11 protein-coding genes and 3 tRNA genes are annotated in these 12,560 nt (G+C 56.9%); 11 read left to right on the top strand and 3 right to left on the bottom strand.

The window, feature by feature from the left end; translation table 11 throughout:
- The first annotated feature begins 231 nt into the window (after positions 1–231).
- The 5 genes from JNL86_08405 to JNL86_08385 all read left to right on the top strand — a co-directional run bounded on the left by JNL86_08405 (position 232) and on the right by JNL86_08385 (position 3,541).
- The gene (locus JNL86_08405; GenBank protein MBL8042922.1) at positions 232–606 is read left to right on the top strand and encodes a hypothetical protein; all 375 of its coding nucleotides are present in this window, start codon (positions 232–234) and stop codon (positions 604–606) included.
- Between the two features lie 56 nt (positions 607–662).
- The gene (locus JNL86_08400; protein ID MBL8042921.1) at positions 663–1,322 is read left to right on the top strand and encodes a hypothetical protein; all 660 of its coding nucleotides are present in this window, start codon (positions 663–665) and stop codon (positions 1,320–1,322) included.
- Between the two features lie 336 nt (positions 1,323–1,658).
- A complete protein-coding gene (locus tag JNL86_08395; protein ID MBL8042920.1) occupies positions 1,659–2,318 on the top strand; it encodes a septal ring lytic transglycosylase RlpA family protein in 660 nt (219 codons plus the stop codon).
- A gap of 133 nt (positions 2,319–2,451) precedes the next feature.
- Positions 2,452–2,655, top strand: a complete 204-nt coding sequence (locus tag JNL86_08390) for a hypothetical protein (GenBank protein ID MBL8042919.1) — start codon at positions 2,452–2,454, stop codon at positions 2,653–2,655.
- 55 nt (positions 2,656–2,710) lie between these two features.
- Positions 2,711–3,541: a HEAT repeat domain-containing protein gene (locus JNL86_08385; GenBank protein ID MBL8042918.1), complete on the top strand. Its 831-nt coding sequence runs from the start codon at positions 2,711–2,713 to the stop codon at positions 3,539–3,541.
- A 442-nt stretch (positions 3,542–3,983) separates the two neighbouring features.
- Here the strand turns inward: JNL86_08385 and JNL86_08380 are convergent, their stop codons facing one another.
- The 3 genes from JNL86_08380 to JNL86_08370 all read right to left on the bottom strand — a co-directional run bounded on the left by JNL86_08380 (position 3,984) and on the right by JNL86_08370 (position 8,436).
- The gene (locus JNL86_08380; GenBank protein MBL8042917.1) at positions 3,984–5,339 is read right to left on the bottom strand and encodes a HEAT repeat domain-containing protein; all 1,356 of its coding nucleotides are present in this window, start codon (positions 5,337–5,339) and stop codon (positions 3,984–3,986) included.
- A gap of 43 nt (positions 5,340–5,382) precedes the next feature.
- A complete protein-coding gene (gene glgP, locus JNL86_08375; protein ID MBL8042916.1) occupies positions 5,383–7,542 on the bottom strand; it encodes an alpha-glucan family phosphorylase in 2,160 nt (719 codons plus the stop codon).
- 69 nt (positions 7,543–7,611) lie between these two features.
- On the bottom strand, positions 7,612–8,436 hold the full coding sequence (locus JNL86_08370) for a hypothetical protein (GenBank protein MBL8042915.1): 825 nt from the start codon (positions 8,434–8,436) through the stop codon (positions 7,612–7,614).
- Between the two features lie 191 nt (positions 8,437–8,627).
- Here JNL86_08370 and JNL86_08365 point away from each other — a divergent pair, with 191 nt between their 5' ends.
- The 6 genes from JNL86_08365 to tuf all read left to right on the top strand — a co-directional run.
- Positions 8,628–10,643: an ATP-dependent helicase gene (locus JNL86_08365; GenBank protein MBL8042914.1), complete on the top strand. Its 2,016-nt coding sequence runs from the start codon at positions 8,628–8,630 to the stop codon at positions 10,641–10,643.
- Positions 10,644–10,716: 73 nt separating this feature from the next.
- On the top strand, positions 10,717–11,637 hold the full coding sequence (locus JNL86_08360; protein ID MBL8042913.1) for a hypothetical protein: 921 nt from the start codon (positions 10,717–10,719) through the stop codon (positions 11,635–11,637).
- 237 nt (positions 11,638–11,874) lie between these two features.
- Positions 11,875–11,960, top strand: a tRNA-Tyr gene (locus JNL86_08355).
- A gap of 142 nt (positions 11,961–12,102) precedes the next feature.
- Positions 12,103–12,177 (top strand) — tRNA-Gly (locus JNL86_08350).
- Between the two features lie 67 nt (positions 12,178–12,244).
- Positions 12,245–12,320, top strand: a tRNA-Thr gene (locus tag JNL86_08345).
- Between the two features lie 99 nt (positions 12,321–12,419).
- Positions 12,420–12,560 (top strand): elongation factor Tu (tuf, locus tag JNL86_08340; protein MBL8042912.1); only part of this gene is annotated, 141 nt, incomplete at its 3' end.

Genomic DNA, 12,560 nt, shown 5'->3' with positions numbered 1-12,560 from the left:
CTGGATGGGTGTGAGTCCTGCTGATTGTTAACGTGGCACGTGGTGTGGCAATTCGTGCGTGATCTTACCGACCGTCCCGATTGCAGTCAAGAGATGGACGCGTGCCGCGCATGACGACGGTAGGAGAGAAAGCTTGTTCATATCTTTACAGCGTGGTGCGTAACTGCTACAGTTCCGCGACTTTATCCGGCAAGTGTTCCTGTGCGATACAGCGCGACGAGGTGGTTGGAGATGGGAAGGGTCGTGAATCAACCGCGGCTGAGCTTGCTTGGTGTGCTGGTCATTGGCGCGGTTCTCTGCGTGGCGCTCGCCGGGCTCGGAAGCTTCCTCACCTCCGTCTATGCAGCCAACAATGCAGTTCACGAAATCAGAGGGACGGTTGAGAGCATTGGTGCGGGTGACGTTCCTCCCGTCATTGTGGTGAAGGGGCAGCACGGTTCAAGTGAGGGCATTGTGGTTGGTGCAGTCGTCCAGCAGGGTGCCGTTATTCTGCGGGGGAAGAGGAAGATCGGACTCGATCACATCCATGCGGGAGACAAAGTTACGTTGAAATATATCAAGACGCGTGAGGGGCTGCTCGCGCGATCGATCGTCCTTCATCGGTAGTGAAGTGCAGACCATTTCTCGATGATGTGTTGTACACAAGGAGGTAGAGAGATTTTATGATTCGACAGCATGTGGTGCGGGGGGTATCTGCGCCGGTGGCCGTCGTGTTACTGCTCCTGACGGGCTGCTCTGGAAAAGGCGACATCATTCCGATGAATCTCACCCCCAAAGCCGGCAAGGACGTTGTCGGTTCCGTGCAGGCAGTCAGGCCGATGGCAGGGCCTCGGGTTGCCGTCATTCCATTCGAAGATGCGCGAGCCGATCGTGCCAAGGTGGGAAGCCGAACGTCTATGTGGGGCGGGGAGACGGATTTTAATGTCTCGAGTGGGAGTGCGGGAGAGGAAACTGCCCAGGCGTTCGCTGACTATCTAAAGCGAAAAGGCTGGCACGTGCAGTATGCCAAGGTGGCTCCGGTGACCGCAGAAAATGGGCCTGATGTCGTGCTTTCTGGAAAGATTCTGGAGTTGGCTGTTGACGCGAAGCGTGGGTTCTTGTTGACGGACATCGAAGCCAAAACCAAGCTGGTGATTCAGGCGAAGAACCGGGAAGATGAAAGCGCCATCGTGAGAACTGACGCGCATTCCGGCAACCATGACAATGTGTTCTGGTTCGATCCGCAGGATGGCGAGGACATTCTCTCGGAAGTACTAGAGAAGAATTTTGAGCGCTTTGTGGTGAATACCCGGTTCGAGGATCGATCAATCCGGTTCCGGTAGAAAGCGAGTACGGTGTTGCCTGGTTGCCACGGCTCGTGCTGATTCCGTGGTAACGACAAAACGCCTGCATGGGCGATCTTTATGATTTTGCAGCTGCTAAAGCATTGAGGTAACGGGCCTATTCGTCTGTGTGAACACCGTTCCTGTCTCATTCGCCGACCTATGCCGTCTGGCTTGATGCTATTTCGAAGGGGATGAGAGCCTCGCTCCGTTGGTAGGGGGCCTTGCTACCCAGACGGTATTGTCGCGATGGAGAATGTTTCGTAGCCTACGATCACCTTCCCGAAGAGTGCTCAAGCAGACGGTGGTGAGTAGGCTTACACATGAGGTGCTTCAATGGATAGGAACTTCCGGACCGTGTCGTATCGCCAGACCGGATACGCAGCCATTCCCCTCCTGGCCTTCCTGCTTCTCAATGCCTGTTCTTCCCTGCCAAAAGGCGAGCTCTCGTTGGATGTAGGAATTAAGGATCGAGGGGTCGCCTCGTGGTATGGAAAGGACTTTCACGGAAAGCTTGCCGCTAACGGTGAAGTCTTCGACATGACTGCCTATACGGCAGCTCATCGTAAGCTTCCACTCGGGAGCCTGGTGCGCGTCGTGAATCTGACGAATGGCAAATCAGTTCAAGTCAGAATCAATGATCGAGGCCCGTATATTCCAGGTAGAATGTTGGATCTCTCGCACGCTGCGGCTCTCGAATTGGACATGGTGGACGCGGGCACCTCAGTTGTACAGATAGAAGTCATCGGTGACCATCGCCCGGTGGCACAGATCCCTTCCTCTAGAATTCCCGCAGTTGCAGGCCAGTTGTTGAATACCGACACACGAGCGGCCAGGCAGCCAGCTCGACAAGACTCCGGCCTTGAAGCGCCTGCGGTTCTTCCCAGGATGATGCCGCAGGAAGCTCTGTATGTTCGGCGTGAAAGACGAATTGGAAGCATGTTGGCGGCCGATCATTCTGCACATAATACCGTCCCCGTCCTGATCGTGTCTTAGCGCCTGCGGCCAGACACCCTCTCAGTTGACACATCCTCACGCACTTGATTAGACTGCCCGGTCTGGAGTGACTGTTGATTGAACGGTCGCTCCTCGATGGATATCGACCTTAACAGTTGGAGGTTGGAGCTGAATGGCAAAGAAACAGGCTGGCGAATCAGACGAAATTCGACTCAAGAAGAAGCTTGCTGCACGGGCGAAAGATGACAACGGGGCCTCAAGCGGTCCGGCTTCTCGCTCATTGCGCAAACGGCTCAAGCGTGTACAGCGGAAGCGACGCGCGTTGGCACTGAGGATGAAGCATGCGGCGGGTAATAAGGCCGAAGCAAAAGCCTAAACCGCGCTAGCAACTGATGATCCAAAGCACCCCTGCGGAACAAGGAATACTGAACATGGAACATGCTGGTGAAAACGAACAACAGGCCCAGGCTGTTTCCCCTAGCAGCCAGGTTACGGATGAGGCTCTGACGGATCAGGTCTCAGACGAACTTGCTGTGTCCTTGGAATCTTCTGCCGGGGGGCAGGAACTAATTGACCCCACGCAGGAGGTGGTGCTCGAAGAAGAGAAGGTTAAGGACGAAATCGACATTCAGATCGACCTTCTCAAGGATCCGGACTGGGTCGTTCGACGAGAAGCCGCGATCACATTGGGGGAAATGGGCGATGAACGTTGCGTGGAACCGCTCGCCGCTGCTCTTCGTGATGGTGACTGGCAGGTACGGGAAGTTGCGATTGAGGGTATAGGGCAGATTGGATCTCCAGCGGTAGACGTGTTGCTCAAGCTTCTCCGTGACTGGGATGTGCGAAAATCCGCGATCATGGCGCTGGGGAAAATCCGCGATGAGCGAGTCCTAGATCCACTGATGCAACAACTCCGGAACGATGAGTTCATGGAGGATGCGACTGACGCCTTAGTCAATCTCGGCGAGCCGGCCTTGCCCGGGCTGATCAAAGCCTTGAAGGACAAAGAGGAATTAGTTCGGAAACAGGCTGTTATCGCACTAGGCCGAATCAAGTCGGCGGAGGCTATCGATCCACTCATCGAAATGTTGCAGAATAAGGATTGGTTCACACGGCTTACGGCTGCTGCAGCCCTCGAAGCCATCGGCGATGAGCGCGGTCGTGAAGCGATTAAGCCATTATTGAAGGATAGCGACATGGTCGTAAAGATGCGTGTCGAACGCATCCTTGCGAAGTGGAAGAAGCAACCGGCCGCAGTGTAATTCGGAGTCCATCAGGCACGATGGCCTCCGATGTAGGTAGTATGTCGCCGGCAGCTGGCAGTTGAGAAACTCTCTCCACCATTTCATAGGTAGTTCCTCCTGATTTCTGCCAGATCTTTTTGGTCCTGAGTCTGGGCATCCTCCATTCTGATAAGAGCATCACCTGCGACTGGTAGTACCTGATTCATTCGAATTGTTACAGCTGTGCTCGTGTCCTTTGCGGATCTCCTCTCGTCGAAGCTGTTTTAGATTTTTCCGGCTCGTCATTCTGCCCCCCTCTCCTAATTAGGACCCTGATACCGCGACTGCCAATGTTTGCGAACGCCTCGAGCGCCTTCCAGGGTGATTTCCCGAAGCATCGTTTCCAAGGTGCCTCGCATGGGGAGCGACCTTACCAGACAGTGCGTCGAGCAGTGGGAGTCGGCCTGGTCAGCCTTAGTGGCTACTGCGCCTTTCCTTTGCGTGACAGGACGTGCACCAGGCTTCCTGCGGAGGTAATCCGAACTGCGGCATCGGAATCTTGGAGGCCGATCTTCAGGGTGGGGACGAGAGATTTTAACTGGGACTTGCCCAAGGCTCTGGCGGCCATGAGGCGAGGAAGCGGTTGTTGATCTCGGAGTAGCGTTTCCAGAATGGGCAGTGCACTGGGGGCCGTCGCAATTGCCAGGGCGTGCGCGACATCGCCACGTACGGATGGGTCGGGATGTCGGGCGAGATCCGCTGCGTTCAAAACCGCACTGGCATCACCTAATCGAAGTAAGGCTTCCACGGCACTGATTCGAACATGCTCGTCAGCGTCCCGCAAGAGTGGTTGGATGACACTCCGGGTTTCCGCGACGCCAAGCCGGCCAAGGCTGGAAAGGGCAACTGCACGGACCCGTGGGTTTTCGTCGCCCAGGGCATGGGTCAGCGGAGCAATGCCCTCAACGCTCCCGAATTCGCCCAGAGCTCCCGCTGCAAAGGCCCGGACGGCAGGGTGCGGGTCGTATACGGCCTGGCTCAAAATTGACAGGCTTGTAGGGCGACGGAGGCGCCCAAGCACGCCCAATGCTGCCATTCGTACCTCGGGATCGGGCAAAGTCACGGCGCTGGAGATGTCGGTCAACACATCCGTTCGTCCGAGCTTGTATAACCCGGCGAAGGCAAAGATCGACTCGGGGCCCTCGTCGACTCGGGCGATTTCCGTCAGTTGATCAGTAATGCCGGATACCTTGGCGTCACTGAGGGCATTGATGGCCGCGATACGCACGCCTGGCGCTTCGTCTCGCAATGCACGTTTCAGTGCGGTCGATCGTCCCGCCAGTCCGGCTCGACCGATAGCCTCCGCCGCCCTTGCACGGACAAGGGCTGAGGAGTCCAGGAGGCCATCTTCGAGAAGCGGCAGCGTCTCACCTTCACCCATTTCCGCCAGCGCTGTGTAGGCGGCAATTCGAATATGCTCCTGAGAATCTCGGACTCGGGAAAGAATGAATCCTCGTGCGATCTCACGCAGCACGGCTGTTTCATCAGGCTGATTGGTCGCAACGAGTCTAGGGTAGAGTTTCCACGCTTCTTCAGGCTTTCCCAGCTTGAGTTGACTGAGGAGTCCATACCGGATCACCTCGCGACCAGGTTCCTGGCCAGCGGGAAGTTTTTGGAGTAACTCAATGGCGCGATGGTATTCCCCTGCCTGATAGAGTGTCGTGGCCTCTCGCTCTGTTGCCGTAAGAGCGGGCTTGGCGGATGGCGCAGCAGCCGCCACGGGGAGGGCGCCGCTCAGCGCGAGCAGTACGAATCCGACGGGCAGCCCCTTCATCACGAATGGACAACCTCGTGGGAACAAAGACTTTCTGACGATCATGCTACCACTTGCTCGGAGTGCGCGCAGTGGCCGGTGCATACAGCTGCCTCATGTATTCCTTGACCATGCGTTTGGTGCAAAAGCGTGGCGCCACGGTCTTGATGCTTTCTTTGACAATGTGCAGCCAGCCTCGTGGAATGCCATCAAGATCGCGCTGGTAGAACAGCGGGACAACCTCTTGTTCAAGTAGGCGGAAAAGCTGTTCGGCATCATGAGCATCTTGTGCTTGCGTATCGGTTCCTTCAGGCAGTGGCTGGATGCCCCAGCCGTTCGCGCCGTTGTAGCCTTCCTGCCACCATCCGTCCAGGACGCTGAGGTTAATGACTCCATTGAGCGCGGCCTTTTGGCCGCTGGTGCCACTCGCTTCGAGTGGTGCACGCGGAGTGTTCAGCCACACATCGACGCCTTGAACGAGATACTTGGCCATATGCATGTCATAGTCTTCCAGGAAGGCGATATGGCCACCGAGCTTGTGATCATTACAAAAGTTGAGCACTTCATGAATAAAGTACCGCCCCGGCTCATCGGCGGGATGGGCTTTGCCCGCGAAGATGATCTGAACGGGCCGCCACCGATTGTGGAGTAGCTGCTTGAGGCGTTCGAGGTCGCGAAACAATAGGGTCGCCCGTTTGTAGGTGGCGAAGCGCCTGGCAAACCCGATCGTGAGGGCTTCTGGATCCAAGAGGGTGCCTCTCGCAATCGCCTGCATGGGTTGAAGGTGGCCTCGAATCCAGCCGTCTCGAGCGCGTTCACGAATAAATCGCATCAGTTTACGCCGTGTGGTTTGGCGAACGGCCCAGAGCGCATCGTCGGGTAGATCCGCAACGCGCTGCCAGATGGTCGGATCATCGATCCGCTCCGCCCAATCCGGGCTGAGATGCTTGGCATACAGAGAATTGGCTTCCGGCGAGATCCATGTGGGGGCATGAATACCGTTGGTGAGGCTTCGGATGGGCACCAGGTCCTGTGCCAGGCCGGGCCACAGGTGTTGCCACATTTGCCGGGAAACACGTCCATGCTCGCGGCTGACTCCGTTCACATGGGCGGAGAGTCGCATGGCCAGCGCCGTCATGTTGAAGCCGTGTCCGGCGTTCTCCGGTGTTTCGCCGAGGCGGAGGAACTCTTCGCGCGAAAGGCCGAGTTGTCCCCAATAGTTGTGGAAGTATCGATCCATCAGGTGAAACGGGAAGATGTCATGGCCGGCAGGGACCGGCGTGTGGGTGGTAAAGACTGTGCTTTGCCTGACGAGGTCACTGGCCTCAGCATGGCTGTGTCCCGTGGTGACGAATTCGCGAATGCGCTCGAGTGTGAGGAAGGCGGAATGCCCTTCATTGCAATGCCACACGGCAGGACTGATGCCGAGCGCACGCAGGATGCGCACGCCGCCGATGCCTAGGAGAAACTCCTGGCAGAGCCTGATTTCCTGATCTCCGCCGTAGAGCCGTGCGGAGAGGGCGCGATCTTCCGGCGTGTTGTCGGCGACATCTGTGTCGATCAAATACAAGGACATACGGCCGGTGCGAACCTGCCACACCAGTACCGTCACTTGGCGGTGGCCGATCTCCACCTTGATGGAACAGGGGACACCGGCCGGCGTCAGGGCTTGATGAATCGGTGAGTCGTGTCGATTGAACGGGACATAGGTGGCCTCCTGCCACCCTTCCGGGTTGATCCGCTGTTTAAAATATCCTTGCGGATACATGAACCCGATTCCGACGAGCGGAATGCCCAGGTCGCTGGCTTCCTTGCAATGGTCTCCGGCGAGAATGCCGAGGCCTCCGCTATAGATCGGTATGGAGATATGGAGCCCGAATTCTGCGGAGAAGTACGCGATCGGAGAGCTCTGGAGCGCCGGGAATTCCGTGGCCGCCCAGGTGCTCTTATCGCTCATGTATTGATCGAAGCTGCGTAGCACCGCGGAATATTGTCGTACGAAGGTGGGATCGTTTGCCAATGCAGCGAAGCGTTCCGGTTTTACGCTGGTCAGTAGCTGGACGGGATTGTGGTGTGTGAGAAACCAGAGGGTTGGATCGATCGATTCAAACAGCTGTCGTGCCGGCTGATTCCAACTCCACCACAGATTTCTGGCTAGTTCACCCAGCCGGTGCAGGTTTTGAGGAACCGAATCTTGAGGGGGCTGAATGTGATCGGGTGCTTGCACGAGGCCTCCATGGAATGATGATCGATGGGTGAGGAAGGAACCGACGGGTTTCGAGTTAGGCTCGCTCCGTCAGGCATGTCCGGCTTTATGCCAGGATGCCCATTGGTCAGAAAAGGCCACGGCGGCGTAGCGCTCTCCGAGAATCTTGGCGACCCGATTCATAGTTGCCGTGAGTTGTTTTGCCTCTTCTTGGGTCAGATCTTGACGAAACCGCGGATGGAGTCCCCATCGCGTCTCGACTTCTTCCCCTTTGATGCTGGACATCACACTGACGAGTTTAATGTCGGCGCCGGTGGTCCCCCGAGGCGGTGTGCTCGTGGCGCTGGCGGTTGCCCCGGCTGCAGCCGGTGGCGCCTGACCTTCGAAGATTCCCGTGAGCGCAGGAAGCACGGCGGCGATGCAGAGGGTCGCAGCCGCTGTCACCTTCGGGTTACCGGGAGCTCCAACGGCACGAGCGACGCGGTCGCTAAAATCCTGGTACATGTCGTTCTTGGCTGTGCTGTCTTCCGTGACTAAAAATCGGTACCGCTCATACGTTTGACGGCTTTCGGATACGGCGGTCCCAATTGTCATGACGATTTCCCTCTGATCGTCCCCGGCACCGAAGGCCGGCTCAAGCGCCTTCTTGAGTTGATCGATCACGGTGTCGGTCAACTCGTCCATAAATTGCGGCTGTTCTCTCAGGGGAATGTGGAGTGCGGAGACCCGATCGGTCAGATTGAACATGGCCCGCAAAAATTCGAGATAAATTCCCCATTCGTCCTGATGCTTTAGCTTCAACGCCTGTTCCGGGGCTGCTCGTTTGATCACCGATACGGATTCCCCTGACACGGCCAGCATGAGCTCTGCCACGGTTTGCATTTGTTGCGCGAAGGGATGTGGTTTGGTCGGCATAGTCGTATGTCCTTTGCTGGGTGGGCATTATATACGACTCATTTTGCAGGTCCAAGTCTTCCTCTCATGCTTCCGAACAGGAGTGATCCCGTGGGCGTCTGTCGTTGCAAGGCATCCGATGGTATGTTATACAGCGCGTCCGCTCCACTCGTGCGCCTCACCGCTCATCGGAAGCCAACATGGACCGAGATATGAAACCGTATATTCTCAAACGGACTGCCGATCAGGATCACGCGCGAAAATTTTCGCTGGATTACGCCAAGGAGCTCAATCCGCAACAGTATGCGGCTGTGACGGCGGTTGACGGTCCTGCCCTGGTGATTGCCGGGGCGGGTAGCGGAAAGACGCGGACCCTGGTCCATCGCGTTGCCTACCTCATCGATTCCGGCGTGGACCCCGCGCATATTCTGCTGTTGACCTTCACGCGTAAGTCCGCAGAGGAAATGCTGGAACGTGTCGGTGCGCTGATCGGGTCGCGGAGTCAGCGGGTGTGCGGCGGCACGTTTCACTCAGTCGCCAACATGTTGTTGCGACGGTATGGGAGAGTGCTGGGGATAGAGCCGGGCTTTACCATCATGGACCGGGGTGATGCCGAGGATTTGATTGCGTTGTTACGTGCTCAGCTCGGGCTCAATGAGAAGGATAAGCGGTTCCCCCGTAAGGGCACCATCGCGGAGATTTACAGTAAGTGCGAAAACACGTTGCGCGGGTTGGAAGACATTGTGCTCGATGAGTTTTCACACTTCGCAGATCATTTGGAGGCGCTGGCCAAATTGCAGCGAGCCTATCAACTTGCGAAGCGGCAGCGCCAACTGCTGGACTATGACGATCTATTGGTCCTGCTGCGTGAATTACTGACGAAAGATGAGCAGGTCCGACAGACGATCTCGCAGCAGTTCCGCTACATCTTGGTGGACGAGTATCAAGATACGAATCGCCTGCAGGCGGAACTCATCAGGAAGTTGGCGGCCACCCATGACAATGTGATGGTGGTTGGCGATGATTCGCAGTCGATCTATGCGTTTCGCGGCGCGACCTTCCGCAACATCATGGAATTTCCCTCCTGGTTCCCGGGTGCGACGATCTATAAACTCGAGGAAAACTACCGCAGCACTCAGCCGATTCTCAGCCTGGCCAATGACATTATTCAGGAGGCACCGGAGAAGTACACAAAGCATTTGTTCACCCGCAAACTGGACGGGCCGCTGCCGGCTCTGGTCGAGGCGGGCGGAGAAAACGCCCAATCACGGTTCGTCGCACAGAAAATTCTGGAACTGCGGGAAGAGGGCGTCCCGCTGAGCGAAATTGCCATCCTGGTTCGTTCCAGTTTCCACTCATTTGATCTGGAAATCGAGTTGTCGCGTTCGGGGTTGCCGTTTGTGAAGCGGGGGGGGATCAAGTTTATTGAAGCCGCACATGTGAAGGATCTCCTGGCCCATCTGCGAGTCGTGGTGAATCCGCAGGACGCCGTGAGTTGGCATCGTGTGCTGATGCTGGTCGAAGGTGTGGGGCCGAAGAAGGCGCAGGACCTCGTGGCGGCGATGATGCGAGTGACGAATCCCTATCAGGCGTTGCGAGGATCCGGCGGGCGCTCCGGAAAGGGGTTGAGCGCATTGGCAGATGTGCTCGAAAACCTCGCCGTGAGTGACGACCTCAGTCCGACGGAGCAGGTCAATCGGGTGTATGAGTACTATCTGCCGATCTTGAAAGATCATCATGATGACTATCCCAAGCGGATTCGGGATCTGGATCATCTGCATACCATCGCGGAAAGTTATCCGGGGCTGACGGAATTTTTAGCCGACCTGGCATTGGCTCCCCCGGATGGCAGTGCACGTGAGGTAGAGTCGGTCGGGCGAGATGACGAGCAGGTCGTCCTCTCGACGATTCATTCGGCGAAAGGGTTGGAATGGCAATGCGTGTTCTTGCTGTGGGTCGTAGACGGCAAGTTCCCATCGGTATTTTCGTTCAATAGCGACGAGGAGTTGGAGGAGGAGCGGCGCTTGATGTATGTGGCCGTGACACGGGCGAAGCGCCACCTGTTCCTGACCTATCCGATCAATGTGTACGACAAGAGCTCCGGTATGCTGCTTTCGAAGCCGTCGCGGTTTCTGGATCACGTGTCGCCGCGTTTGTTTGAAACGCTGGCCCTCGTCGAAGAAGGGTATGGCCATGATTGGGGGCGCGGCCACGATCGGTATGTATAGGTCGGATGCCTGCTCTGCCTCGTTGGGCTAGTGTCTGCCGGTCAATCTGCGATTCTCGATTATGATGGACGCGGTGCGGTCATATACACGCTGGATGCGCGGTCTGCTTGTTGCGGTTGCGATGGGAGCGGCGTGGGCTATGGTGCTGTCCGGCCAGGTTGCGGCGGTGGCGCCTGCTCCGGATTCCTCACGACTCTGGCGTACATTGGTTGCGGAGGCTAGGACGCTTCATCTCCCCACCCGCTTTCTCGAGCAGATCCCTGAACAGTTCGTGGCGTTCGAGTTTGAAGATCTGCATGCCTATGCGGCGGAGTATCATCCGGCCGAACATCGGATGATATTGGATCGTACGCTCTCCTTGAATGGTGCGGGCCGAACGCTTCGCCCCTTGGGTAAATTGACTCACAAAGAATTAGAAACCCTGTACCACGAATTGTTCCATGCCTACATGGACTTTGTTGAGCATACGGTCACTCCATCGGAAGCACAGGCCTCGATGATGGCGTTCGCTCGTGAGCAGCAACGCTGTCGGTACCAGCAAGTCTTGATTACGCCGGTGCTTCAGAATAAGGGGCTAAAGGAGGAGCGATTTCTGAGTGAGACGGAATCCTGGGAAGTGCTTAATGAGACCTGGGCGGTATTTATCGGCTGGGCTGTGTGGACGCAATTGGAGGTGAATGCCAAGCGCGTCCGCGAGCATCGGTCGTCCGGTCAGGCCGTGAATGTGCCTGCCTGGATTGCTCGTCTCGACCAGGCGGAGCGGGACGCCGCGCTCACCGGATACTATGAGCCGGAGGATCCGGGAGAGAAAACGATGGCTCGCAAACGATTTTTGGCTCCGGAATTTCGCCTGTCGGTCGCTGAGTTATCGACACTGATGCGGGAGGTGCTGGGCAGTCCTTCCGACATGATTCGCCAGGCAAGGCAGATGCTTGGGCGTCCTCGACCGCTTCAGAGTGTGCCTGGCATCTGCGCCGGATCCAGCGCCCAGTAGAATTGTTCCTGCATAGAACATACCCCCTTGACATTGGGATGCGTCGCAAATAAAATCGGCTGCTTTCAAAGCCAGGTCAATCCTCATTTTAGCAGCGCCCCAGCCATGTCGTTTTGCTGGGGATCTGTGCGTGGTGGGGCTTACTTTCATTCTCCGAACGTCAGAATGAAACGGCTCTGGCTCTAGTTTTCTCTGAAATGAAGCGTGATCGCTCAAGTTTGGGAATGCGTATCTAGCGGGCAGGTACCCAAGTGGACAAAGGGGGCAGACTGTAAATCTGCTGCCTTATGGCTTCCAAGGTTCGAACCCTTGCCTGCCCACCAAACTGAGTCCATATCAATCCGGTCGCGCGCGGGCTGCGCGCTCGATTGCGGGACAGGGCGTTGAGAGATGTGCCGTCGTGCCGAATCCTTGGCGAAGGACTTGTGCAGAGAGAGTGTCGAAGTGTTGGTGGGTTTGCCGGGGGCGGGCGTAGCTCAGTGGTAGAGTTCCAGCCTTCCAAGCTGGCTGTCGTGGGTTCAAATCCCATCGCCCGCTCCAACTCCAGCATGCTTGACCACGGGTGCGGGCAGAGGATGTGCGAGCAGATGGCGGCTGTGTAGTGAGGGCCCACGTAGCTCAGTTGGCAGAGCACGTCCTTGGTAAGGACGAGGTCACGCGTTCGATCCGCGTCGTGGGCTCCATGGCCGTATGTGTTGAGGCGGAGTCGTAGCTGCTCGCGAAGGCATCGAAATATACGATCAGATTCCGGACAAACAGTGTTCTGAGAAAAGGAGTGAATCATGGCGAAGGCGAAATTTGAGCGACGCAAGCCGCACGTGAACATTGGGACGATCGGGCACGTGGACCATGGCAAGACGACGCTGACGAGTGCGTTGACGAAGATCTGCTCGGATCGCGGGATGGCGAAGTTTGTCAGCTAC

This window comes from Nitrospira sp. (assembly GCA_016788885.1).
GTDB lineage: Bacteria > Nitrospirota > Nitrospiria > Nitrospirales > Nitrospiraceae > Nitrospira_A.
The sequence above is the reverse complement of the archived record's forward strand: the minus strand, read 5'-3'. Positions and strand labels throughout refer to the sequence as shown.

Coding starts and splice junctions, on each gene's coding strand:
- JNL86_08370 (MBL8042915.1), bottom strand. CDS start 8,436: ATGCCGACCAAACCACATCCCTTCGCGCAACAAATGCAAACCGTGGCA.
- JNL86_08390 (MBL8042919.1), top strand. CDS start 2,452: ATGGCAAAGAAACAGGCTGGCGAATCAGACGAAATTCGACTCAAGAAG.
- JNL86_08395 (MBL8042920.1), top strand. CDS start 1,659: ATGGATAGGAACTTCCGGACCGTGTCGTATCGCCAGACCGGATACGCA.
- JNL86_08385 (MBL8042918.1), top strand. CDS start 2,711: ATGGAACATGCTGGTGAAAACGAACAACAGGCCCAGGCTGTTTCCCCT.
- JNL86_08400 (MBL8042921.1), top strand. CDS start 663: ATGATTCGACAGCATGTGGTGCGGGGGGTATCTGCGCCGGTGGCCGTC.
- JNL86_08365 (MBL8042914.1), top strand. CDS start 8,628: ATGAAACCGTATATTCTCAAACGGACTGCCGATCAGGATCACGCGCGA.
- JNL86_08405 (MBL8042922.1), top strand. CDS start 232: ATGGGAAGGGTCGTGAATCAACCGCGGCTGAGCTTGCTTGGTGTGCTG.